Source organism: Flavobacterium sp. NRK F10 (assembly GCF_024054235.1).
Lineage (GTDB): Bacteria > Bacteroidota > Bacteroidia > Flavobacteriales > Flavobacteriaceae > Flavobacterium > Flavobacterium sediminis.
Genome location: NZ_JAMXLC010000001.1, coordinates 3270056 through 3293901 on the forward strand (window position 1 = coordinate 3270056; position 23846 = coordinate 3293901).

Consider the following 23846-nt stretch of genomic DNA (forward strand, 5'->3'; position numbering starts at 1 on the left):
TTTCATTAAAGAAAATCAGTCAGATAGAGTGATATAACGGTCTTATGTATGAGTAGTAGCGACTACTTTTCAGTTTCCAAATACATTATAATTAAATGAAATAGCGGCTTGGGTTAATACCCAAACCGCTATTGCTTATACATGCTGTTGTGCTTAGTACTTATTTGATCTTTTTAAATTTTTAAATTGCTTGACCATTTTTCCAAATTTTTTGTCCTTTTTGTGTTTTTCAGCTACAGTTGATTCAAAATGTTCTTTTTCTCGTTTCATTTTCAGATAATTTTCATAGAACAATTTATCTACTTTTTCACTTTCAACTGCTTCTATTACAGCACAATCAATTTCTATTGTATGGGTGCAATCTTTAAATTTACAGTTTTTAGACAACTCAACTATTTTATCAAATGTTTTTTCTAATCCTCCAACTGAATCTGCGATACCTACTTCTCTGATTCCTGGATTGTCAATTATAATTCCACCATTTTCAAGAACAATTAATTCTCGGTGACTTGTAACGTGTCTTCCTTTATTTGAGCTCGCGCTAATTGTATTTGTTTTCATCAGTTCTTTACCTGAAAGATTGTTTAGAAGACTTGATTTTCCTACTCCTGACGAACCTAGTAAACAATAAGTTTTACCTTCTACAATATATTCTTTCAATTTTTCTAATCCTTTTTTGGACTCATTGCTTATAGCAATTATAGGCACTTGCTTCACTCTTTCTTGTACTCTGGTAATTAAATCAGTTAAAGCGGCATCGTTTATCAAGTCAATCTTATTTAAAATGATAATCGGTTTTACATTCGTTTCATTGCAAATTGTCAGATACCTTTCTATTCGATTGATATTAAAATTATTGTCAATTGCTTGTACGATAAAAGCAAAGTCTACATTTGTTGCTATGATTTGTTTCTCTCCTTGTTTGCCAACTGTCTGTCTTTCAATGATGGTTTTTCTGGGAAAAATAGAATGTATGAGAACTTTATTATCATCATATTCAGAAATTGCAACCCAATCTCCTACAGCAGGAAAATCTTCACGAGTATTTGCAGTATATCTTAAGTTTCCTGTGATTTCTGCATCAAATTCCCCTTTTTCAGTTTTAACAATATATCTCTCCTTATGTTCTGAAATAATTCTCCCGATTTCAAAGTCTACCAGATTGTATTGAATTCTTAGTTTTTCTATTTTGTCGTTATATCCGAAATGTTCTAATTTCATATTCTGTGTGTTTTAAAATATTGTAAACACTACAGTATTTATAAATCAATTTAAATACAAAAGCGTTCACAATCGATGTGTTTATTTGTAAAATGTAAATAAGTAGAAATGCTTCAGATATTATCTGAAGTAAGGAATGGTGATAGTCAAAGAAAATTGACTATCTATTTTACAATATCCGAATATGATATTACAGATGTAGACATAAAATTTAATTAGAGCACAAAATTACAACTTTCTCTTATAGCGTACAAATAAAGCAGAGCATTTTTGTATTAAGCACAACAATAGTCTATTAATTTTGATTTTAAAAATTAAAAACTTTTTTCAGGATACTTTCCTTTTATTCCTCTGAAAAGGTTTTGTAAGAAATCAAAATCTTTATCCTTATCTGAAGTTAAATAATAAGGTTCAAAAATTTTAACTTCTTTGTGTTCATAATCAAAAGCTACCGGCATTATAGGAACATTGGCTTTTTGAGCTATATAATAAAAACCCGTTTTCCAGTCTGTTACCTTTTTACGGGTTCCTTCAGGAGCTATTGCTAACCTGAAAACTTCTTTTTTATCAAAAATTGAGGCAATGGCATCTACTTTGTTTTCATTTTTAGCTCTGTTTAAAGGAGCACCTCCCATCCATCTAAAATAAAAACCCAAAGGAAATGTAAAAAGCTCCTTTTTGGCAACAAAATTCATCTCTAAATTTAAGATCCCTCTGGTAAAAACGCCTATAAAGAAATCATTCCAACTAGTGTGCGGTACAACAATGATGATACACTTCTTAATATCAGCCGGGAACAAACCTGTTATCTTCCAGCCCATTAGTCTGAAAAAAATAAATTTGTATAAAATTTGCTTCATTTGGTTACAATTTAAAAACAAAAATAGCATTATATTTACGATAACAAATTTTTACTTCATGTTTCAACGCCTTTTAAGTTTCTTATTTCCTATAACAATTTACCAAAAAAAATCTGTTTTTAGTAAAAATCTTGAAGTAACTTGGAATAACGGACAATTGGTTTTGGATTCTCTTAACACCAATTATTCTTATGGAAGTTTGCAACGCATTCTGCGTAAAGGATTAAAATATATCGGTTTTGAGCGAATTAAAAATTTTGATTCTATTTTGGTTTTAGGTGTTGCAGGCGGAAGTGTGATAAAAACATTGGTGGATGAAGTAGCTTGTAAAGGAAAAATAACCGGCGTAGAAATAGATGAAAATGTGATTGAAATAGCCAATCAATATTTCGGGCTGAATGCAATTCCTAATGTAGAAATTGTAATTGATGATGCCTTTGAATTTGTTTTAAAAACTAAAGAAAAATACGATCTGATCATCATAGATATTTTTCAAGATACTCAAATGCCATCCTTTTTATTTCAAGATTTCTTCATTAACAGGGTTAATTTTTTACTTAAAGTAAATGGTTTTATCTTGTTTAATACTATGGTTTTAGATCAAAAAGATCAAGAAAGGAATCGAGAATACCGTTCCTGGTTCAACAAGAACTATTCCGTGAGAATGTACCCGAAAGTTGAAGAACACAACGAATTGTTTACCATTAAAAAATTGGCTTAATTCTAATTCAGATTTTGTTTCATCTCTTTGATCTCACGTTCTTCTTCTTCAATAATCGCACTGTAATCGCTGATGATTTCCTGAATAACGGTATTCGTTTTTAATGCCAGTTCATTTCGCATTTTCATTTTTTTTGAAAAACCGGCAGTAACCCATAAAATTATAACCAGAATTATCAAAAAAGCAGCAATTAATCTGATGTTAAATTTACCGTTTTCAATAGCTGTTCTTTCAATTGCTCTGTCAATATTCTGCTGAACTTTCGAAAGAGTCATTGACTTGTCTTTATTTTGTAATAAGACTAAAGATTCGTCCAATGTTTTACGGTTTTCATTCTTATAATACGTTCTGAAATCACTAACGACTATTTTTTTATATCCTTCAGAATTAAAGAATAACGTAGTCGGACTTACAAAAGCAATTAAAGATACTACCAATAAAAGTCCGGCTAAAGCAATTAATGTAAAATATCGGATGTTGTAATAAAAAGCCGAAAAAGAGCGCTTCCATTTTGATACATTAATCTCATTTCCCAGATCCGTTAAAAGCTGCTTTTTGTCTTTTAAGATCTGAAGTCGGTCTTCTTTAAAACCTATAGCATTTTTAGTTCCATCATTATCCATAACTACATGATTTTTAATATATTTCTTGCTTTCTCTAAGTCTTCAGGAGTATCGATCCCTATACTACCGTGTTGAGTTTCTACCATTCTGATTCGCTTACCATATTCCAGATAACGAAGCTGTTCCAATTTTTCTGAGGCTTCTAAAGACAACATCGGTAAACGATAAAAATCCATTAAGGCTTCTTTTCTAAAAGCATAAATACCAATGTGTTTCATGTAACGAACACCTACATTCTCAGCTCTGGGATAAGGAATGACCGAGCGTGAAAAATAAAGCGCAAAACCTTGTTGATCCACAATGACTTTAACATTATTCGGATTGTCAATTTCTTCTTTCTCTTTGATCTCAAACATCAATGAAGCTAAATCTACTTTTTTTTCGATATCCTGTTTAAAGACCTCAATTAACTGTTCCAATGGTTTCTGATCTATAAAAGGTTCGTCACCCTGAACATTTACGACGACATCTACCGCCATGTGTTCCACTGCTTCGGCAATACGATCGCTCCCGCTCTCATGCTCTTTTTGACTCATAATCGCTTTACCGCCGCTTTTCTGAATTTCATCAAAAATCAGTTCAGAATCGGTTACTACAAATACATCATTGAATAATTCTGTAGCCAAAGCTGCTTCATAAGTTCTCAAGATAACTGACTTTCCGCCCAGATCTTGCATTAATTTAGCAGGGAATCGGGTTGATGCATAACGCGCCGGTATAACCGCTATTATTTTCATTCTTTATTTTTTAATTTTCAAAAAATTCGTCTTTAAATCCGATCAAATATACTTTTTGTTTTGCTCTTGTCAAAGCCGTATACAGCCAGCGCACATATTCTTTATCAACACCGTTTGGCAGATAAGGTTGCTCAATAAAAACAGTGTTCCACTGTCCTCCCTGTGATTTGTGACATGTTATGGCATACGAAAATTTCACCTGTAAAGCATTGAAATGCGGACTATTCTTTACTTTTAAAAATTTGCGGTATTGATGTCTTTCTTCTTCAAAATCTTTCATCACCTCATTATACAACTGATTGGATTCTTCATAGGTCAATGACGGTGATTCACTACTGATCGTATCTAATAACAAAACCGTTTCAAACGGAGGCTGATTAGGATAATCGACCATTCTGATCGTTACCGTAGCAAATTTGAATCCGTAAAGCTCATCAATAGACCTGATGCGCATTACTTCAATAATATCACCATTAGCAATAAAACCGGCTTCTGAATTTTCCTTAAGCCAAAAATAATTATTTTTAACGACCATCAGCAAGTCTCCGACAGATAGTTCACTTTCTCTGTCTAAGATCTTAGCACGGATCTGCATATTATATTGATTGGCCCTTTTATTGGAACGAACGATAAACGCCGTTTCTTCTGCTCCGTTATTTTGAAACGAGTCCATAATAGCATCTAAAGTCTCATAACTATCCTGAAGCCTCACTATATCATTAAACCCTTGCAAGCGAAATCTGAATTGGTCAATAAAAACAGATTTCAACAAAGAACGCAATTCCGTAGCATTGTATAAAATACTGGAAAATTCACTTTGTCTCATAACTTCATCCAATTCCAGATGAACAACATCTTTATTGTAATGCAAAGACATTGTATCTACATTCAGTGCCGGACTAACATCTAAATTTACAGGTGGCAACTGAGCGGTATCGCCTACTAAAATAAGTTTACAATTGTTACCGGAATCGATATAAAATAAAAGATCATCCAGCAATGAACCGTTTTCATATAGTTTAGAATCCTGATTGGTATCTGAGATCATCGAAGATTCATCCACAATAAAAACAGTGTTCTTAAATTTATTCTGCTGCATGGTAAAAGCAACTGCTCCTGATTTATTTTTTTTAGGAAAATAAATTCTTTTGTGAATAGTGAAGGCCGGTTTTTGTGAATAGTTAGCTATTACTTTAGCTGCTCTACCTGTAGGCGCTAACAATATATATTTTTTTTCTACGTTTACTAATTGGTTAACTAGAGTTGAAATAATGGATGTTTTACCTGTTCCGGCATAACCTTTGAGAATAAAAATCTGGTCATTGCTGCGATGCAGTATAAATTCGGCTACTTTTTGAAAAAAAACATCTTGTTTTAAAGTAGGTTCAAAAGGAAAGTGCTTTATCAGGGTTTTGTAAAAAGAAGCTGAATTCATCATAAATGTATATGGCTTATATATTTTTTCAAATATACAGATGATTTTTGTTAGAATTTCTTTTGAGAAGAAAAAAAAATTGTAGATTTGCGTACCTATTAAACTAAAAATTATATATAAAGATGTTATTACTTCTAGTATTTGCAGTTATTACTTTCCTTGTAGCACTAGGCTTGGTTAAATTAATTGATAAATTCTTACCAAGAAATGCTCGATTCATTGTATCCATTGTATTATGGGCAGTTTGTGGTGTTTTAACTTATTTGATCTATGCTTCAGTAATGAAGCCTATCAATTTTGAGAAAGCTAAAAATGAACGTTACGAAATTGCTGTAAAAAAATTATTAGATATCAAAAAAGCAGAATTGGGTTACAAAACATTACATGGAAAATATACGGATTCATTTGATGAATTAGTACGTTTCGTTGAGAATGATAAATTCCCGATCATTTCAAGAAAAGATACTGCTGTTATCGATGCTGAAAGAAATGCTGCTTTCAGAATTACAACTGATGCTACCGGAAAAGGTGGTTTCTTTAAAGATGTTGTAATCATTGATACTTTAGGATATATAAGCGTAAAAGACTCTTTATTCAAAAATACAGATCGTTACAAAAGATTGAATGAAGTTAAAATTGATGAATTAACCGTTCCGATCACTTTACAAACCGGAGAAGTGGAAAGAAGTGATATTAAAATGCCTGTTTTCCAAGCTGTAATTGATAAAAACGCTATCCTAAAAGGTTTAGATGAAGAATTGATTGAACAAGAAAACAGAGTGGAATCGATCGAAGAGATCAATGGAGATGAAATCAAATTAGGTTCTCTTGAAGATGTAACGGTAACCGGAAACTGGCCTAAAAAATATGGCAATAACGAATAACGACATTACCCAAAAAAATTATAAAAAGTTGTCCATTCAAGTTTCTTTGAGTGGACTTTCTTTTTGTGTCTTTGACTTACTCACAAATAAGATCATTACTTTTAATGAATTTGATTTTCCTAAAAATCAAGTTATTGAAGAACAGCTTTGGAAAGCTTTTACTGAATTTTCCCTACTCTCTGAAAAATATGATGAAATTAAAGTTATTCATGATAACAGCCTGAATGCTTTTGTACCTGAATCTCTTTTTGATGAAAATTTTTTAGGAAGCTATCTGCAATACAACGTAAAAGTTTTTGAAACCGATCTATTTGCTTTCGATAAATTAAAAACAGATGATATCTACAATGTTTATGTTCCCTATGTGAACATCAATAATTTTCTGTTGGACCAATATGAGTCTTTTGATTATGTAAATGCAAACAGTATTCTGGTGGATCAACTTCTATCCTACTCTAAAAATACATTCGACAAAAGAGTTTATATCCATTTTCAAAAAGAGCATTTTGAAATTGTTGCTGTAAAAAGTAATGAATTGTTGCTTTTTAATTCTTTTGAATATAAAACCCCGGAAGATTTTATCTATTATACTTTATTTACTTTAGAACAATTACAACTTAATCCTGAGAACTGTAATGTATTTGTCTTAGGGGCAATGAGTAAAACCGATGATTTCTTCAAAATCGGATATAAATTTATCCGTAACTTTGAATTACTCAATACAAACGAATTGAGCTATAAATGGTTTAAAACAGAATCAGAGATTCGTCAACACTATATTTTACTACATTCATGAGAATAATTTCCGGAAAATATAAAGGGAGAAGATTAATTGCTCCCAAAAAATTGCCTGTTCGTCCTACAACTGACATGGCCAAAGAGTCTCTTTTCAATATTTTAAATAACTATTTCAATTTTAGCAATTTAAAAATATTAGAGCTTTTTGCCGGAACCGGAAATATTAGTTACGAATTTGCCTCAAGAGGCGCTACACCTATTACTTGTGTTGATGCTGATTTCGGTTGTGTAAACTTTATCAGAAAAACGGCTGACGAATTAGATTTTGATATTACTGTTCTTAAAAGTGATGTCTTTAAATATCTTGAACGTTGTCATACATCATACGATATTGTTTTTGCAGATCCGCCGTATGATCTGACCCAAGAACAATTTGAGCGTATCGTAACCTTAGTTTTCGAAAATGAAATTTTAGACGAAGAAGGTATGCTGATCGTGGAGCATTCTAAAGATACCAAATTAGAACACATGATGCATTTTGCTTTTTCTAAACACTATGGCGGAACGGTTTTTTCTTTCTTTGAAATTGAAAGCGAAGAAGATGAGGAAGAGGAAGACGATTTTGACGAAGAAGATTAAAAGTACAGAGAAATGAATCGACAAAGTATTGCGATTAAATCCGGGTTCTGGAGATCAGAAGGCGGAAATCCGTTTTGGATAAAATTCACGGATAACCATGTCTTTTGGCTCGGAATGAATAATAAAACGGATGACAGCAATTTAGGAGAAACTTGGTGTCATGTTGGTTTCGGTGAAATAAATGGCGATCTCATAACGTTAAAATGGTCTGATATTTCTGTAGGAAAAGACCAATTGAACGGAAACATTACAATTCAAGTCATCAGTGAAACCGAGATGATGGTTATCGAAGATTCCGGAAACTTCGGAAAATCAAAATGGATCTGGGAATCCGAAAATAAAAATTTTTCTCAATTCTGAATCTGATCACAAAATAGTAAGACTGTCTTTTTTTGCCGTGTAATTTATCGTATTCTTCCCAAATTATCATCAATATTTCTTTCTTTAAATTCGGAATCCTTAATTTTTCCGAAAGAATATTTTACAGATAGTAAGACTAAATTAGCATCCGTATAATAGATTCCATTTGCCTGAACATCATTTGTAGTGAAATTCTCTGTAAACTTCATTTGACGAAAAATATCATTATAACTTAGTGTGCAATCAAGGCGATTTAAAAAAGTTTTTGACAGACTGAAGTTCATTATAAAAAGCCCATTTTTTTTGTAAACCCCTTCTTGCCTATTTGTCATTCCCCAACCTGTTACCATCATTTTTATTCCTTTTTTAAATTTAAAAAGATGGTTAGAGTAATAATACAAATACGGTTTAGACTGATTTACAACAGATTGTTTATTTTCTACTTTGTTCAAAATACCATTGATAACATTTGTCGTTGACCAATTTTTATATTCAAAAGGCAAGGTAAACTCTAAGCTGAATGCTGTTTCTTGATCAAAGTTTTCCGATTGCATAGTTACTAAACTTTGTGATTCGTCATAAGAAGTTGCATAATGAACCGGAGATTTCATTTTGGTATAGCTCAACTGAAGAATTTTATTTTTAAATTGATAAGACAAAGAGACTTCATCAAGGAGTGTCGGGTCTAAATTAATATTGTTAGCCCAAACAAAATATGGATTTATGTACGTTGAAACCTGACTTGTTCTTGAAAAAATAGGGCGATTGATACTTTTAGCATAAGTAAGGGACATTGAATTAAAATCATCTATCGAAAAATGAAAAGACGCTTTCGGAAATAAGTTAATGTAATTTTTATCAATCGATTCATGATCTGCAGAAGCATACTTTCCTTTCACTATTGTATTCTCCCCTCTTACCCCTATGGAATACTTTATTTTTTTAAAATTTCCTGAAATTTGAGAATAGGCCGCGATATTTTTTTCATTATATTGATAATCCGTAAAGCTATTAGCCTCCGTATTAAAATTTTCTATTTCCAATTTTGTAGTAGCATCTGCCTCCAGAAAAAGAGTTCCTACTTCTAACGTCATCTTATTTTTGAATTCTTTTTCAACATCTATTTTTCCGGAAAAAACATTTACTAAAAATTCCTGATCTCTCTTTTGTGTTAATTCAAGACCAGTGTCATTAAAATCATTTGAAATAATTCCATTGGTCGGTTGTTTAAAACGTGAATATTGGAATCCTGAAAACAACATGGCGTCTAAACTCCTGATCTTGTGATTATAATTAAGAAAAGTATTCAAGAAATTCCTTTTTTGTTTGTTAGCATTCAGTGTATAAATATTGTCGATTGTATTTTGTTCCTGATTATAAGTGTTAGTAGTGATATCAAATCGGTCGTTTTGAAACCTTTCGTTGCAATTAAAAGACAAATAATCATTCTCATTAATTTTATAAAAAATACCTGCTCCTAATATAAATTGCGGTCTTCTGGTGATTGCCTTTGTCCTATAATTTGAAACAATATCATTCATAGGAATAGTGAAATCATTTCCGTTGCTTTCCCAAACTGTCAATTGGTTGTAATTAAAATTAGCTTTGAATTCGAGCTTTTTCTTCTTAAAACTGGAATGAATTCCAAAATAATTATTAAAATACCGCTGAAAGGACAACTTTTCAGAAATATCTACTTTTAGACCTTCCTTTTTACTAAATTTTCGGGTAATGTTAATGACCACTCTTCCGTTTGCTTCATATCTTGAAGAAGGATTCTCTATGATTTCAATAGATTTAATATCATCTACAGATAAAGAATTCAGATCATTAATTTCAATTTTCTGATTATCAATATACAATAACGGAGTTCCCTTACCTATTACAGTAACACTCTCTTTATCAGCACTAACCTGTATATTAGGAAGTTTTGCTAACAAATCTATAGGGTTTGTAATTGAATTATAGATTGAATGAGCTACGTCCACTTTAAAGTTTCCGTCTTTTACGGTAATAGCTTTCTTTACATGTGCTACTTTTACTTCATTCAACTCTACTTTTTTTTCTTGGGAAAAAACTTTCATTCCGAAAAAGAAAAGAACAATTCCACAAATGGTATTATTTAACATCTCAATTTTTTTAGCAAAATTGCCCTATTTTTTCCCTCTGAAAGTTAATTGAACGTTAATGCAGAGTTAATGGAATCGTTTTGTTTTAAAAAGCTTATTTTTGAGTATTCAATCACAATTATGAAGCGAAAAATCAATCTTTTAATAGGATTTTCATCTGTTGTTTTAATTGTACTTATTGCCATGCAATACTACTTGGTACAAACTTCCTATCACTATAAAATAGAACAATTTCACGCCGAAGTCAAAGAAAAGGTTTCCAATTCCCTAAACGACTTTACAAACGTTGATTCTCAATACAATAAAGACTTTTATTATAGTAAACTACTGGACGAATATGCGGAGAAAAAAAAGTCCAAAGAAATATTTAAAAAGAAGTTCATTAACACTCCTTATTGTAGTGTATTAACTCAGGAATTGAAAGAAATCATCAGACATGAATTTCCTAAAAATGAAATTAATTTTACTATCGTCATCAATAAAATCGTAATTCTGAATTCGTCAAAAAAAGCAGATACTCTGTTCTCTGAAAAAAACAATATTAAGAATGCCGTTTTCGGAAATTTAACTACTTTAAAAAATACATTTTCTGTCAAAAATTATGTCAGAACTATTCCCGGAATTTCTAATGCTGACTTTAAATTGGTAACCGAAGAAACATTGTTAGTCTCTGTAAAAAACTGGGAACAAATTATTTTGCGCCGAATGGCTTCTATTCTTATTTTGGCAACACTCTTAACCGCTATTTTAGTAGTACTCTTTGTAATTACACTAAGAACACTAATCCGACAGAAAAAAATAAGCGATATAAAAACCGATTTTGTCAATAATATTACTCACGAATTAAAAACACCATTAACAACTCTTTCTGTTTCTACCAAAATATTAGAGCGAAAAGACATTTTAGCAAATGATGAAGCCTTAAACTCTGTATTAGCGACTATAAACCGTCAAAACAACCGCTTACAAAACATTGTAGATCAAGTAATGAATAATTCATTAGGATTTGAAGAAATAGCATTGCGAAAAGAAAAAATTAAAGCAGATACATTATTAAATTCTGTTATTTTTGACTTCAACTTAATGCACCCTAATATCAAAATAAATCTAAAGATCAGTAATCCGGAAGTTAATTTAGTACTCGATAAATTTCATTTGACGACAGCTATCAATAATGTTTTAGATAATGCTGTAAAATATGGTTGTCATAATATTACTCTTAAGACCTTTTCTGAAAACAACTTTTTTTATATTCAAATAGAAGATGACGGAATAGGTATTCCTAAAAACAAGCAATCGCTGTTGTTTGAGAAATTTTATCGTATTGAAAACGGCAATATACACAATGTAAAAGGACTAGGATTAGGCTTATTTTATGTGGATCAAATCATAAAAGCACATAAAGGTTCCGTCAAAGTCATTAGCGAATTAGGAAAAGGAGCTTCATTTATAATTAGTGTACCTTCAATATAAATTATAGTCTGACTCATGCATAAAATACTCTTAGCAGAAGACGACATTGATTTCGGTAACATTCTAAAACATTATTTAGAATTGCACCAATTTTCAATCATTTTGGCAAAAGATGGAAAAGAAGCTCTCGATTTCTTTAAAAAAGAGCCATTCACTATCTGTATTTTTGACGTAATGATGCCTGAAACAGATGGCTTTACCTTAGCTGAAAAAATCATCAATATAAATCCGGAAATTCCATTTGTTTTTTTAACCGCAAGAAATCAGATTAAAGATAAAATAAAAGGACTTAAATTAGGCGCAGATGATTACATTGTAAAACCATTTGAACCGGATGAATTAGTTTTAAGGTTAAATAACATCATTAAACGAACACAGAAAACAAACATAAAAAACGTTTTAGAGCCTGTTCGCATAGGAAAGTACCTGTTTGATACCAATCGGTATGAATTAAAAAACGGAAAGAATACTCAGTCATTGACGGAAAAAGAAACGGCATTAATTTCATTTCTTTTAGAACATGCCAATCAATTAGTTAAAAGAGAACATGTTTTAAAAGCTGTTTGGGGTAACGATGACTATTTCGCAGGAAGAAGCATGGATGTTTTTATAAGCAAACTGAGAAGATATTTTAAAGATGATAATACCATTTCACTCGAAAGTACTCGGAATATCGGATTAGAATTTAAAATAAAAAAAGCAGACCTGTAAGCCGGGTTCTGTTTCCAAAAGGAATCTTATCATTTATCTAGTTCCGCAATTACTCACGGAATCCATCTGCCTACCCCTCAGCATTGGGCGAGCCACCCTTTCCGGAAAACCGGAAGCTGATATACATGGCATTTCACCGCATAGAGTTTACCTGATTTCACTACAGCATTACCTGTACATCCTTTCTGTTGCACTTGTCCTATTCCGCAAAACGGAATGACGGGTGTTACCCGCTACGCTGCTCTATGGTGTCCGGACTTTCCTCTCTCCTTAAAAAGGACAGCGATAAGACGGTCTGCGCTGCAAAAGTAAAACATTTTTAAACCTTAAAATGTTTTTCGTGTCTAAAATCTACTTAATTTTATCATAAAAATTCTATATGAGAAAAATTGTACTTTTATTACTTTTGAACGTTTCATTTATACATGCTCAATACAGCGACCCTAATTTTCCGAAACCTTCAGCCGGATACGGTTCTGACGGAAATCATACAGTAGGTGTTATTTCATTTACAAACCCTTATTTTACATCAAAAGATATTGAGATCTACCATCCTTCCGATATAAGCACTCCTGTACCTACCATATTTTATAGTCATGCTTATGGCGGAAATAACTCTGCCAATATCAGTGGTGTTTTAAATTTCATTGCGCAAAAAGGATATGCTGTAGTTTATGTTCCTTATCAAACCACCGGAGTTACCAATAATGACCGCTATGACAATTTATTACACGGATTCACTAAAGCAGCCCGCGATTACTCTTCAGTCATCGACACCACAAAAGTTGGTTTCTTAGGGCACTCTTTCGGTGGCGGAGCCTCTTTTACTTTGGCTAAACATTGTTTCGACACCTACAATTGGGGCTCAGCCGGTCGATTTATTTACGCATTAGCGCAATGGTATACTCTTAACCTGTCCCCTGCCGATTTAAGTTCTTTTCCTATAGATACTAAATTAGTCACAGAAGTATTTGATGACGACATTACAAATGATCATAGAATGGCTATTGATATATTTAATAATATTAATATTCCTTTGAGTGAAAAAGATTTTATTTTAGCCAAATCCTGTACAGTCAGTGGCTATAATTATATCGCAGACCATAGTGTTCCTAATACTTCTGCCGCTTTTGATGCTTTGGATTATTATGCTTATTATCGCCTTTTAGATGCACTCTGTGATTATACTTTTAACGGAAATTTAGCCGGAAAAGATGTAGCATTAGGAAATGGCAGTACTAACCAAGTTACCATGCCTACCGGAATGCTGGATCTGATCGAATATGAAAATCCTCCGGTTATATATCCGGAAAACAATTATACTTTTCCTTGTTCTAACAGCACTAACCCAAGAGAATCTTTCTGCGGTTTGTTAAGCACTGAAGATTTCAACAATAAAAAACAACTAAGTATCTTCCCTAATCCTGCACATAATAATTTATATATCAGAAACAAATCTGAAATTTTATGTAAAGTCAGCATACACGATATGACTGGTAATATTGTTTTAGAAACAGAATCAGATGATAAACTTATTGCTATAAAAATTCAGAATCTGGACAGAGGTGTTTACTTTGTAAAAGTGAATAATAGAGCCAAAAGATTTATAAAAATTTAAGCTTTTATAACTTCCTTAACATAAAATTTAATATCTTTAAGAGACAAGCTTAAAATTATAGTATCATGGCAACACAATATCATTATGCTTCGGTTTCTGAAGCTTTAGAAGAATTAAGAAAAATAGGATTCGTTTATGATTTTAATATTCACGAAGAAGAAATTATAACTGATCCGGACGGATTCATAATCAAGCATGTCTATCGTTACGAAGGATACAGCAATCCGGACGATGAAGCTATTGTTTATGGTATTGCATCGTTTGATGGGAAGAAAGGCGTTTTTGTCAGTGGTTTTTCAGCCAAAACAAATTCTGAAGCTATTAAAATTATCCAAAATATAGTAATGAATTCCGAAAGCTGAAATTTATTTTGTGGATAACTTTTATGCAATTTAAAAATAGGATTTCGATAAAAATCAACAATTGTTTTATATTTGTAATCCAATAAAAAACAATGGAGCAATTTATAGTATCGGCCAGAAAGTATCGCCCTCAGACGTTCAAAGACGTTGTAGGACAGAAAGCTATTACCAATACATTATTAAATGCCATTGAAAACAACCACTTAGCACAAGCATTGCTCTTTACCGGACCAAGAGGTGTCGGCAAAACGACATGTGCACGTATATTAGCCCGAAAGATCAATCAGGAAGGTTATGACGATCCGAATGAGGATTTTTCATTTAATGTTTTTGAATTAGATGCGGCTTCCAATAACGGTGTAGATGATATTCGTAATATTATCGATCAGGTTCGTATCCCACCTCAAACCGGAAAATATAAGGTTTATATTATTGACGAGGTCCACATGTTATCACAAGCGGCTTTTAATGCTTTTCTGAAAACGCTGGAAGAACCTCCCAAGCATGCTATTTTTATTTTAGCAACAACTGAAAAACATAAGATCATTCCAACTATCCTTTCTCGTTGTCAAATATTTGATTTTAAAAGGATTACCATCAATGATGCCAAAGAACATTTAGCCGATATTGCTAATGAACAAGGCATCACTTTTGAAGATGATGCACTACATATTATAGCTCAAAAAGCTGACGGTGCCATGAGGGATGCACTTTCTATTTTTGACCGTGTTGTTTCCTATTGTGGCAATAACCTGACCCGTCAGGCTGTTGCTGAGAACTTAAATGTTCTTGACTTTGAATACTATATTAAAGTAACAGATCTTATCATCGAAAATAAAATTCCTGAATTATTATTAGCGTATAATGATATTTTATCTAAAGGTTTTGACGGACACCATTTTATAGCCGGACTTGCCTCACATTTCAGGGACTTATTAGTTTGTAAGAACCCCGCAACGCTGACTCTTTTAGAATCCGGAGAGCATGCACAAAAGCTGTACAAAGATCAGGCGACCAAAGTTTCTCAGGAATTTTTAGTAGAAGGAATAGAATTAGCTAATGATTGCGACCTGAAATACAAATCCAGTCAAAACCAGCGCTTGTTAGTTGAACTTTGCCTGATGCAATTAGCCTCCATTACTTTAAATGGAGAAAAAAAAAAGCTAAATCCTATATAATTCCGGCTCAATATTTCAGAAACAACAGCTACACAATTACTGAGACTGTAAAACCGATCGGAACTACTGAAACAAAAGTTGCTGCACAAATATCTGAAACAGATCAAGCTGAACCGGATGTCTCTAATAAAAAAATTGCTGTTAATCCTATACACACTACTCATCCCGATTCACAGTCTAATGTTTCCGCACTCTCACTGGCAAGTATCAGAGCCAGAAAAGAATTAGAAGCAAAACAGCAACATCAAGCCAAAACATATGGTGAACTTCCGAAAGAAAAGTTCAGTGAAACGGACATGCTTTTACAATGGAATAAATTTGCACAACGCTTGTCAGACCAAGGAAAAAAACTGATGGCTACGTACATGCAAATGAACGATCCAGTTCTGGAGGAAGCTACTATTAAATTAGAATTACCTAACGAAAGTACGAAAGAAGAGTTTTTACAAGGTTCAAATGAATTGTTAGGCTATCTGAGAGGGAAGTTACACAATCATGACATTACTATAGAAGTTATCGTTAATGAAAGTCCGGAAAACAAATATGCCTTTACACCTATAGAAAAATTTGAAAAGCTCAAGGAACTCAATCCTTCTATTGAATTACTAAAAAGACTATTTGATTTAGATATATAAAAAAAGGAGCTTTAGATTAAAGCTCCTTTTTTAATTTAATATATTAAATTAGTTAACCAATTCCACAATCATATTAGCACTTATAACTTGTGTATCAGGATCTGCCATACTTGAAGATAATGTAACCCCTTGATAAGAAAGAAGGTTGACATACTTAGTTAAAGTAATGGTTTTTGTTTCTCCGTTAGCTATAGTAACATAAGATCTTGTACCGTTGATTTCCGTTCCCCAAATACCTAAATAAAAATATGGTGTAATAGCCGGGCCGGAGGTTTTCTGTAATGTAATAGAATACGTAACTTTAAAAACCCCTACTCTGGTTTGATTCTGAATCGCTGTATAAGACAAATTAAGATTTTGTGAAGCCCCTAAAATATCAAAAGACAAAATACCGCTATATAAACTATAAGGGCTGGAATATTTATAGATCTCGCCATATATTTTATAGGAATCCATATTGACCCATCTACCTTTACCATTAGCATCAGAAACCATTGTTTTTCCATTACCTTGATTTCCGTCTACCATTTTAATACTACCTACTACATGTAATTTCTCATCAGGCGTATTTGTTCCGATACCTACACGTGCAGAAGAACTACTTGAATTACCTAATACAATAGCTTCTGTTTGAGAAGATGTAGCTCTATATCCTATAGCCGTTGAACCCACACCGTTAGCAACACTTTTATATCCGAATGCATTAGAAAATGAAGCTGAAGCTGTATTATCATACCCTACAGCTGTTGAAGCAGTACCTGTAGCGTCAGAACTATAACCGACTGCTGTAGATGAAGTTCCATTTGATGTAGTAAGATTACCAAATGCTACAGAACTAGTACCTGAAGCATAAGAACTTTCCCCTATTGCATAAGAACTTGTACCGGAAGCAATAGATCCGACACCGATAGCAAAAGCTCTAACCTGACCGGTAGCATCAGCAAAATTACCTATAGCAACAGAATGATTTACATTCGCCATTGAATAAAGACCTAACGATATACCTCCGTTAGGATGGAAATTTCCGATTTCTTCAGTATTCACTTTTAATACCAGAGGATAATAATTATTAGTACCTAAATATTCATTACCGGTAACTAAATTATTTCCTACCAATTTCCAATCATCTATTGAAGCAGTTCCTCCTACTATAGCTAATCTTTTCCATTCTCCTTCCCAATAATAGTAACCGGGTGTAACATCAGAGTTAGTACTGGTATTGTAAACTAATAAACTAGTTGCCGGGAAAGGGATTGTAGAAGCATCAGCCGTTGATAATAAACTAACTCTTGGAATCAATAAACCTGAGTTTGTACTCTTAATCTCAAGTATTGAAGAAGCATCCGGTGTAGTTGTACCAATACCTACTTGAGAATGTGATTTCACGGTGCTGAATAATAGCATAGCTATACCAGCAAGGCTAAGTAAATTTCTTTTCATGTTGTTTTTTAAGGTAGATTTGTTAAGGGCAAATTTACTAAAAATACATTTATCAAAAGATGATTTTTATCATATTTTTATTAACAAACAAATAAAAAATTGTTAAATTCTGCCATAGTACATTGCCTTAACAATTCCGTCTGACAAACCTATTTTAGGCACATAGATTTGTCGGGCACCACTCCATTTCATGGCACTTAAGTAAATTCGGGTTGCCGGTATGATCACATCGGCACGGTCAGGATTTAAGCCCAATTCTGCTATTCTTTGCTCATAGGTCATAGCATTTAGCTTTTGATACTGAGAGTTTAAATAAACGTATGACAAAGGTTTGTCCTGATGTTTCTCAGATAATTTAAACAACTTATTTATATTACCACCCGAACCTATTAAAGTTATATCGTCGTCCCAATCCTTTATGATCGATTTCATCCACTTCTCGATCTCTATCCATACAATTTCTGAGACCATATTATTAAGTAAACGAACGGTGCCTATTTTAAATGATTTAGAAATCACGATCTTTCCTTCTGAAAAAAGAGAAAATTCAGTACTACCTCCTCCTACATCTACATATAAATAGGTTTTATCAGAATTAATAAATTGTTTCAGGTCAGAAGCAGCAATTATAGCAGCTTCCTTTTTTCCGTCTATTACATCAATTTTGATATCTGCCTTTTTTTTGATCAAGTCGACTATCTCTTTTCCGTTATAGGCCTCTCGCATAGCTGATGTAGCACACGCTTTATATTTTTCTACTTTGTGAACTTTCATTAATAAATTAAAAGCTTTCATGGCATCCACCATTCGGGTTACGTTTTCTTCTGAAATTTCACCTACTGTAAAAGCATCTTGTCCCAAACGAATAGGTACTCTGACCAATGAGCTTTTATTAAACTGTGCAGGATGTCCTTTTTGCTCTACAATATTAGTAATTAACAAACGCATGGCATTTGAACCTATATCTATAGCAGCATATTTTTTTATTGTAATCATTAATTTATTATATCTTTTCAGTAATCACTTCTAATTTGTTCTGATAATATTTATAGGTTTCCTGTTGGGATCTGAATGGTTTTTCCTCTCCTTTTTTTCTATATCTGTTTTTCAGATCATCCGACTGTATTCTGGCCTTTACATTAGCTTTCCAGCCGATCTCAAAGATTTCAATTAATTCCTGCTTAATATCATCATCATATATAGGACAAGTTACCTCTACTCTGGAATCTAAATTTCGGGTCATAAAATCTGCCGATGAAATGAACACTTCCGGATTACCGTCATTAGCGAAAATATAAAGTCTGGCATGCTCCAGATAATTATCTACAATACTAATTGCCTCAATGTTATCACTCATACCTTCAACTTGCGGTGCAATACAGCAAATACCTCTTACGATCAACTGTATTTTTACACCTGCTCTGCTGGCATCGTAAAGCTTATCGATCATCTTAAAATCTGACAAACTGTTCATCTTTAATTTTATGTAAGCCTCTTTACCAGAAATTGCATTTAAGATCTCACGCTCAATGAGCTTATTGAATTTGGCTCTGGTGTAATGAGGCGAAACAAACAAATGCTTATAGCGATGTACCTTATAATTGACTTCAAAAAAGTCAAAAACTTTAGAAACATCTTTCAAAAGACGAGAATTGGCTGTAAAAAGCGTTAAATCGGTATATACTTTTGCGGTACTTTCATTAAAGTTTCCTGTAGAAATAAAACCGTAACGTTTTACCTTTCCTTCTTCGATCCTGTCTATCACACATATTTTACTGTGAACTTTTAAGCCTTTAACTCCGAAAATAAGTTCAATTCCCTCTGTTTGCATCTGCTCTGCATAATAAATGTTACTGGCTTCATCAAAACGAGCCTGTAATTCGATCTGAACTGTAACTTTTTTACCATTCTTAGCCGCATTAACTAATGAACTGATGATCTGGGAGTTATTAGCCAATCGATATAAGGTTATCTTAATAGACATGACTTTAGGATCTAAAGCAGCTTCTCTCAGGAACTTTATTACATAAGAAAAAGACTGATAAGGAGCATTAAGCAAATAATCTTTTTCTCTTATCTTTTGCAACATACTACCTTCGATCTCTAATCCGGGAATCGGTAACGGCGTATTGGGTTTATAAAGAAGATCGTATCGCCCTAAATTAGGGAAACTCATATAGTCTCTTCTGTTGTGGTAACGTCCTCCGGGAATAATACTATCCGAGCTGTCGATCTTCATCCGGTCTAATAGAAAACTAAGAAAATCTTTTTCTATAGCTTGATCATATACAAAACGAACAGGTTCCCCTATTCTGCGCTCTTTGACACTATCTGATATTTTTTCGATGAAACTCTTACTCAGATCACTATCAAATTCAAGCTGGGCATCCCGTGTGATCTTAATCATATGTGCCGAAATATTTTCGTACTCAAAGATATTAAAGATATAATCCAAATTAAGACGGATAACATCATCTAAAAGAATAACATACTGTTTTTCATTATTAGAAGGAAGAACCACAAAACGGTTAACGGTATTCGGGATTTCCACTACCGCATATCGAACTTCTTTTTTAGGAATAAAGCTATCAATCAGTGATGTTTTTTTAGGCTTCATTTCCAAACGTACAGCCAAATAACCTGCTGTATCTTTTAATAATGGAAACTCGTTCAAATCATTCAACATGATCGTCACTACCGCCGGACTGACTTTTTGAATAAAATATTCGTGCAAAAAGTTTTTTTGCTCTTTAGAAACTTCTTTTTCATTAACAATAAAAATATTTTCTTTTTGAAGCTTCTGTTCTATTTCACTTAAAATGCGTAAACTTTCTGATTGTTGTTCAATTACAATATCAGTGATTTCTTTTAAAAGTTCTGTCGCAGAAATACCGCCTAATACCTTTTCAGAATTGATCTTCTTATCATTTTTCATGCGTCGGATAGCTGCATAGCGAACCCGGAAGAACTCGTCTAAGTTATTCGAAAATATTCCTAAAAAGCGTAATCGATCTAATAAAGGTACTGTTTCGTCTGCAGCTTCCTGCAATACTCTGGCATTAAAAGTTAGCCAACTCTTCTCTCGGTCAATATAAAAATTATGATGCGTGTTGTTCATGCTTAAAATGACTTGGGAAAACTGTTTTTTTGGTCCTACCTTTTTTTAGATCATTCCAGTCATCCGTGTCAAATTCTAATAAAACAACTCCGGATGTAGGAACATTATCTATAAATCGGTCCCCAAATTTATTAACAAATTTTGTAATGGCATCATTATGCCCGAAAAGAATTAGATTATCATAAGTATTTGAACATTTTTTTATAGCCTTTTCTAAGGCAGATTCATCAAACGTATATAATTCATCCTTTAAAACAATCGTATCTAAAGGTATTTGTAAATGATGTGAAAAGATTGTAGCCGTCTCTTTTGCTCTCTTTGCCACACTACTCCAGGCAATATATGTTTCCGGCAAATATTTAAGCAGTGCATCAGAAACTAAATGAGCATCTCTTATACCTCTCTGAGATAACGGACGGTCAATATCATTCAAGGGAGTTTCCCAACTCGATTTGGAGTGACGGATAATAACTAAATTTTTCATAACAAATAGTATTTCATTTTTTTATTAGCAAAAAGAAATTGTTCCTATAAAGTAACGTTTTTTTTTTGAGACTTGCTACCGTCAAAATGATAATTAAAAGTTAATTCATAGATTTTTTATTTCTTTTCATCGAAAAAAACAGCTTTTAGTAAAAGGAATGCACTTTTATTAACTACTTTAGCTTTGTAATTACAAAAAAACGCTCCCTACGTTTGAACTTGAATTCTCCTTAGTGATGAATTATTTTATTTAAATACTGCGAATTAAGCCCTAACTTAATTTTTTATTATTAACCGTCCCTATTTTTAATTTTTTTTTAACCTCCCCCTATTCCTATAATTGCGGAGTCGATCTTGAGTCCGCTGAACTTTACTTATCTGACTTTTTGGAACGTAAATGTTTAACAAAAAGTAGAGGTTATGAAAGCAAAAATTACACTATTGCTGTTAGTTATTGCTATTGGGATAAAAACGTCTTACGCTCAATTTTCTCCCGATAGACCTGATTTAAGGTTGTGTGGAACGGCTCCGAATTATTATCTGGATTATTTTAATTGTACATCCAATAATTATACTTTAGATAATGTTTTTTTAAGCCTTACCGATGTCAATGGCGTTCCGCTTGACGACACGACCTGTACACCCGGTACTTCACATACCATGTACATTATGCTGAATTATACATCTAATTCTAATAGCAATATTTATCACGCACGAATGTTTGCCGATTTAATCATTGACGGAGTGGCAACTTCGATCAATGTCAATTTCGGTACTGTTTCGCCCGGAGCGGGACAACGATTATTATACGGTCCGTTTACATGGATCTGCGGACAAGAAATTATACTAAGTAATATATTGATTGTATGGAAAACATCCGGGGATAATACAGAGCTAGTCCCTTATGATTGTAGCTCATACAGCAAATCACAATGTGAGCTGCCGGGAGGTGTTGTAGTAACAGCTCCGCTTGCCGTTCAGTTTACATATAACGGCTGTACAACCGGAAATCAATCAGAAATTCAATTTAATTCCACTACAACCGGTGGAACACCTCCGTATACTTACGCTTGGGATTTTGATTCTGACGGAACAATAGATAGCACTGTTGAAAATCCGGTTTATACCTATAACAACACAATAAGCAATTCCGCTACATTAATGGTAATGGACTCTAATGGTTTATCAAATACATATTTATTAGCCATTAACTATCCAAGTGAATTATTCATCAATGCCAATGTTCAAAATCTGGATTGCACACCGGGATCTACTGCTTCTATAGATATCACGCCTACAGGAGGAACTCCTCCTTACACTTATTTATGGAACACCGGAGATACCACTGAAGACCTGAGCAATTTAAATATAGGCACTTATACTGTTACAGTTACAGATGCCGTTGGATGTACTAAAGATTACAGTACTACCATTTCTCCTGTTATTTGTTGTCAATTTGAAGTTACCTGTCCAACCTTTCCTAATCAAGCACTTCAATGTTACGATTTACTACCTCCTGAAGGAAGTATAACCGAATCTGAATTTGAAGCTCTTGGAAACGGAGACGGAATTATTGGTAATGATCCTTGTGGAATCATAGAGATCGTAGCAACTAACAGTCCTTATGCCGGTTGTAATACCACTATAACAAGAACCTATACAATAACAGAATATCAAGACGATAATTCAAACGGAGTCAGAGATTTCGGAGAAGATACTGTTTTAAATACAACATCTTGTGACCAAATTATTTTAATTAATGACACCACTGCTCCGACTATCGATGTTGTAGCTAACGATATGACGGTAGAATGTGACGGTTTAGGCAATACAAATCAGCTACAAAACTGGTTGGCGGCTAACGGCGGGGCTTCGTCTTCCGATGATTGCTCTGATGTAACCTGGTCGAACGATTATACGACACTATCCGATCTTTGCGGGACTACAGGTTCGGTTTTAGTTACTTTTACCGCTACGGATGATTGTGGTAACAGTTCGTCTACTTCCGCTACCTTTACCATTGAGGATACTACTGCTCCGACTATCGATGTTGTAGCTAACGATATGACTGTGGAATGTGACGGTAATGGAAACACTACTCAGTTACAAAACTGGTTGGCGGCTAACGGCGGTGCTTCGTCTTCCGATGATTGCTCTAATGTAACCTGGTCGAACGATTATACGACACTATCCGATCTTTGCGGGGCTACAGGTTCGGTTACCGTTACTTTTACCGCTACAGATGATTGTGGTAATTCCAATTCCACTTCCGCTACCTTTACCATTGAGGATACTACGGCTCCGACTATCGATGTTGTAGCTAACGATATGACGGTGGAATGTGACGGTTTGGGAAATACCAATCAACTTCAGGCTTGGCTTAATGCTAACGGCGGTGCTTCATCTTCCGATGATTGCTCTAATGTAACCTGGTCGAACGATTATACGACACTATCCGATCTTTGCGGGGCTACAGGTTCG

General features: G+C 33.4%; 21 protein-coding genes, 1 other RNA gene and 1 pseudogene. 12 read left to right on the plus strand and 11 right to left on the minus strand.

Translation table 11 applies throughout. The features are described from left to right. Positions 1 to 153: 153 nt before the first annotated feature. Complete coding sequence (gene rsgA, locus NHF50_RS14940; RefSeq protein WP_252777184.1) at positions 154 to 1221, minus strand: ribosome small subunit-dependent GTPase A; 1068 nt, start codon at positions 1219 to 1221, stop codon at positions 154 to 156. A 314-nt stretch (positions 1222 to 1535) separates the two neighbouring features. Further along, entirely contained in the window at positions 1536 to 2081 is a 546-nt protein-coding gene (locus tag NHF50_RS14945; protein ID WP_252777185.1) for a 1-acyl-sn-glycerol-3-phosphate acyltransferase, read from the minus strand. Between the two features lie 58 nt (positions 2082 to 2139). On the opposite strand from NHF50_RS14945, the gene NHF50_RS14950 reads away from it, so the two are divergent. Further along, positions 2140 to 2802, plus strand: a complete 663-nt coding sequence (locus NHF50_RS14950; RefSeq protein ID WP_252777186.1) for a spermidine synthase — start codon at positions 2140 to 2142, stop codon at positions 2800 to 2802. Positions 2803 to 2804: 2 nt separating this feature from the next. On the opposite strand, the gene NHF50_RS14955 is transcribed toward NHF50_RS14950, so the two are convergent. Genes NHF50_RS14955 through NHF50_RS14965 form a run of 3 tightly spaced genes read right to left on the minus strand, consistent with a single transcriptional unit; the run spans position 2805 to position 5597 of the window. Continuing rightward, complete coding sequence (locus NHF50_RS14955; RefSeq protein ID WP_252777187.1) at positions 2805 to 3425, minus strand: hypothetical protein; 621 nt, start codon at positions 3423 to 3425, stop codon at positions 2805 to 2807. A 2-nt stretch (positions 3426 to 3427) separates the two neighbouring features. Next, the gene (kdsB, locus tag NHF50_RS14960) at positions 3428 to 4162 is read right to left on the minus strand and encodes a 3-deoxy-manno-octulosonate cytidylyltransferase (RefSeq protein ID WP_252777188.1); all 735 of its coding nucleotides are present in this window, start codon (positions 4160 to 4162) and stop codon (positions 3428 to 3430) included. Positions 4163 to 4172: 10 nt separating this feature from the next. After that, positions 4173 to 5597 carry an ATP-dependent RecD-like DNA helicase gene (locus tag NHF50_RS14965; protein ID WP_252777349.1) on the minus strand — a complete coding sequence of 475 codons (1425 nt, stop codon included), beginning with the start codon at positions 5595 to 5597 and terminating at the stop codon, positions 4173 to 4175. 122 nt (positions 5598 to 5719) lie between these two features. Between NHF50_RS14965 and NHF50_RS14970 the strand changes: the two genes are divergently transcribed. The 4 genes from NHF50_RS14970 to NHF50_RS14985 are packed head-to-tail and all read left to right on the plus strand — an operon-like array spanning position 5720 to position 8218. Beyond that, complete coding sequence (locus NHF50_RS14970; protein WP_109570409.1) at positions 5720 to 6481, plus strand: hypothetical protein; 762 nt, start codon at positions 5720 to 5722, stop codon at positions 6479 to 6481. Beyond that, the gene (locus NHF50_RS14975; protein WP_109570410.1) at positions 6465 to 7277 is read left to right on the plus strand and encodes a DUF3822 family protein; all 813 of its coding nucleotides are present in this window, start codon (positions 6465 to 6467) and stop codon (positions 7275 to 7277) included. Before NHF50_RS14970 ends, NHF50_RS14975 begins: the two co-directional genes overlap by 17 nt. Beyond that, positions 7274 to 7858 carry a 16S rRNA (guanine(966)-N(2))-methyltransferase RsmD gene (gene rsmD, locus NHF50_RS14980; protein ID WP_252777189.1) on the plus strand — a complete coding sequence of 195 codons (585 nt, stop codon included), beginning with the start codon at positions 7274 to 7276 and terminating at the stop codon, positions 7856 to 7858. The genes NHF50_RS14975 and rsmD overlap by 4 nt, the downstream gene beginning before the upstream one ends. Positions 7859 to 7870: 12 nt before the next feature. After that, complete coding sequence (locus NHF50_RS14985) at positions 7871 to 8218, plus strand: hypothetical protein (RefSeq protein WP_252777190.1); 348 nt, start codon at positions 7871 to 7873, stop codon at positions 8216 to 8218. Positions 8219 to 8262: 44 nt separating this feature from the next. Here the strand turns inward: NHF50_RS14985 and NHF50_RS14990 are convergent, their stop codons facing one another. Next, positions 8263 to 10347, minus strand: coding sequence for an outer membrane beta-barrel family protein (locus tag NHF50_RS14990; RefSeq protein ID WP_252777192.1), 2085 nt, complete (start codon positions 10345 to 10347; stop codon positions 8263 to 8265). A gap of 120 nt (positions 10348 to 10467) precedes the next feature. Here NHF50_RS14990 and NHF50_RS14995 point away from each other — a divergent pair, with 120 nt between their 5' ends. Continuing rightward, entirely contained in the window at positions 10468 to 11820 is a 1353-nt protein-coding gene (locus NHF50_RS14995; protein WP_252777193.1) for a sensor histidine kinase KdpD, read from the plus strand. Between the two features lie 15 nt (positions 11821 to 11835). Continuing rightward, positions 11836 to 12486: pseudogene (locus NHF50_RS15000) on the plus strand (response regulator transcription factor); the annotation flags it as partial. Between the two features lie 26 nt (positions 12487 to 12512). Here the strand turns inward: NHF50_RS15000 and rnpB are convergent. Continuing rightward, an RNA gene (gene rnpB, locus NHF50_RS15005) (RNase P RNA component class A) lies at positions 12513 to 12833 on the minus strand. A gap of 77 nt (positions 12834 to 12910) precedes the next feature. On the opposite strand from rnpB, the gene NHF50_RS15010 reads away from it, so the two are divergent. From NHF50_RS15010 to NHF50_RS15025, 4 genes are all read left to right on the plus strand, one after another. Continuing rightward, positions 12911 to 14149, plus strand: a complete 1239-nt coding sequence (locus tag NHF50_RS15010) for a S9 family peptidase (protein WP_252777194.1) — start codon at positions 12911 to 12913, stop codon at positions 14147 to 14149. A 65-nt stretch (positions 14150 to 14214) separates the two neighbouring features. After that, positions 14215 to 14511 carry a hypothetical protein gene (locus NHF50_RS15015; protein WP_252777195.1) on the plus strand — a complete coding sequence of 99 codons (297 nt, stop codon included), beginning with the start codon at positions 14215 to 14217 and terminating at the stop codon, positions 14509 to 14511. 92 nt (positions 14512 to 14603) lie between these two features. Further along, a complete protein-coding gene (gene dnaX / locus NHF50_RS15020) occupies positions 14604 to 15689 on the plus strand; it encodes a DNA polymerase III subunit gamma/tau (protein WP_252777196.1) in 1086 nt (361 codons plus the stop codon). Beyond that, on the plus strand, positions 15626 to 16324 hold the full coding sequence (locus tag NHF50_RS15025) for a DNA polymerase III subunit gamma/tau (protein ID WP_252777197.1): 699 nt from the start codon (positions 15626 to 15628) through the stop codon (positions 16322 to 16324). The genes dnaX and NHF50_RS15025 overlap by 64 nt, the downstream gene beginning before the upstream one ends. Before the next feature lie 48 nt (positions 16325 to 16372). Here NHF50_RS15025 and NHF50_RS15030 read toward each other — a convergent pair whose 3' ends face one another. The 4 genes from NHF50_RS15030 to NHF50_RS15045 all read right to left on the minus strand — a co-directional run bounded on the left by NHF50_RS15030 (position 16373) and on the right by NHF50_RS15045 (position 21366). Then, the gene (locus NHF50_RS15030) at positions 16373 to 17764 is read right to left on the minus strand and encodes a hypothetical protein (protein WP_252777198.1); all 1392 of its coding nucleotides are present in this window, start codon (positions 17762 to 17764) and stop codon (positions 16373 to 16375) included. Positions 17765 to 17866: 102 nt separating this feature from the next. Then, a complete protein-coding gene (locus tag NHF50_RS15035; RefSeq protein WP_109570418.1) occupies positions 17867 to 18760 on the minus strand; it encodes a Ppx/GppA phosphatase family protein in 894 nt (297 codons plus the stop codon). Between the two features lie 7 nt (positions 18761 to 18767). After that, entirely contained in the window at positions 18768 to 20882 is a 2115-nt protein-coding gene (ppk1, locus tag NHF50_RS15040; protein WP_252777199.1) for a polyphosphate kinase 1, read from the minus strand. After that, a complete protein-coding gene (locus tag NHF50_RS15045) occupies positions 20863 to 21366 on the minus strand; it encodes a histidine phosphatase family protein (RefSeq protein WP_252777201.1) in 504 nt (167 codons plus the stop codon). The genes ppk1 and NHF50_RS15045 overlap by 20 nt, the downstream gene beginning before the upstream one ends. Before the next feature lie 419 nt (positions 21367 to 21785). On the opposite strand from NHF50_RS15045, the gene NHF50_RS15050 reads away from it, so the two are divergent. Next, positions 21786 to 23846 (plus strand): SprB repeat-containing protein (locus NHF50_RS15050; protein WP_252777203.1); only part of this gene is annotated, 2061 nt, incomplete at its 3' end.

Bases quoted from the DNA above. Each gene is read 5' to 3' on its own strand.
- NHF50_RS14995 (WP_252777193.1), top strand. From the start codon at position 10,468: ATGAAGCGAAAAATCAATCTTTTAATAGGATTTTCATCTGTTGTTTTA.
- ppk1 (WP_252777199.1), bottom strand. From the start codon at position 20,882: ATGAACAACACGCATCATAATTTTTATATTGACCGAGAGAAGAGTTGG.
- NHF50_RS14975 (WP_109570410.1), top strand. From the start codon at position 6,465: ATGGCAATAACGAATAACGACATTACCCAAAAAAATTATAAAAAGTTG.
- NHF50_RS14945 (WP_252777185.1), bottom strand. From the start codon at position 2,081: ATGAAGCAAATTTTATACAAATTTATTTTTTTCAGACTAATGGGCTGG.
- NHF50_RS14985 (WP_252777190.1), top strand. From the start codon at position 7,871: ATGAATCGACAAAGTATTGCGATTAAATCCGGGTTCTGGAGATCAGAA.
- rsmD (WP_252777189.1), top strand. From the start codon at position 7,274: ATGAGAATAATTTCCGGAAAATATAAAGGGAGAAGATTAATTGCTCCC.
- NHF50_RS14955 (WP_252777187.1), bottom strand. From the start codon at position 3,425: ATGGATAATGATGGAACTAAAAATGCTATAGGTTTTAAAGAAGACCGA.
- NHF50_RS15010 (WP_252777194.1), top strand. From the start codon at position 12,911: ATGAGAAAAATTGTACTTTTATTACTTTTGAACGTTTCATTTATACAT.
- NHF50_RS15015 (WP_252777195.1), top strand. From the start codon at position 14,215: ATGGCAACACAATATCATTATGCTTCGGTTTCTGAAGCTTTAGAAGAA.
- NHF50_RS14970 (WP_109570409.1), top strand. From the start codon at position 5,720: ATGTTATTACTTCTAGTATTTGCAGTTATTACTTTCCTTGTAGCACTA.
- NHF50_RS15035 (WP_109570418.1), bottom strand. From the start codon at position 18,760: ATGATTACAATAAAAAAATATGCTGCTATAGATATAGGTTCAAATGCC.
- NHF50_RS14950 (WP_252777186.1), top strand. From the start codon at position 2,140: ATGTTTCAACGCCTTTTAAGTTTCTTATTTCCTATAACAATTTACCAA.
- NHF50_RS15030 (WP_252777198.1), bottom strand. From the start codon at position 17,764: ATGAAAAGAAATTTACTTAGCCTTGCTGGTATAGCTATGCTATTATTC.
- NHF50_RS14965 (WP_252777349.1), bottom strand. From the start codon at position 5,597: ATGAATTCAGCTTCTTTTTACAAAACCCTGATAAAGCACTTTCCTTTT.
- kdsB (WP_252777188.1), bottom strand. From the start codon at position 4,162: ATGAAAATAATAGCGGTTATACCGGCGCGTTATGCATCAACCCGATTC.
- NHF50_RS15045 (WP_252777201.1), bottom strand. From the start codon at position 21,366: ATGAAAAATTTAGTTATTATCCGTCACTCCAAATCGAGTTGGGAAACT.
- rsgA (WP_252777184.1), bottom strand. From the start codon at position 1,221: ATGAAATTAGAACATTTCGGATATAACGACAAAATAGAAAAACTAAGA.
- NHF50_RS14990 (WP_252777192.1), bottom strand. From the start codon at position 10,347: ATGTTAAATAATACCATTTGTGGAATTGTTCTTTTCTTTTTCGGAATG.
- dnaX (WP_252777196.1), top strand. From the start codon at position 14,604: ATGGAGCAATTTATAGTATCGGCCAGAAAGTATCGCCCTCAGACGTTC.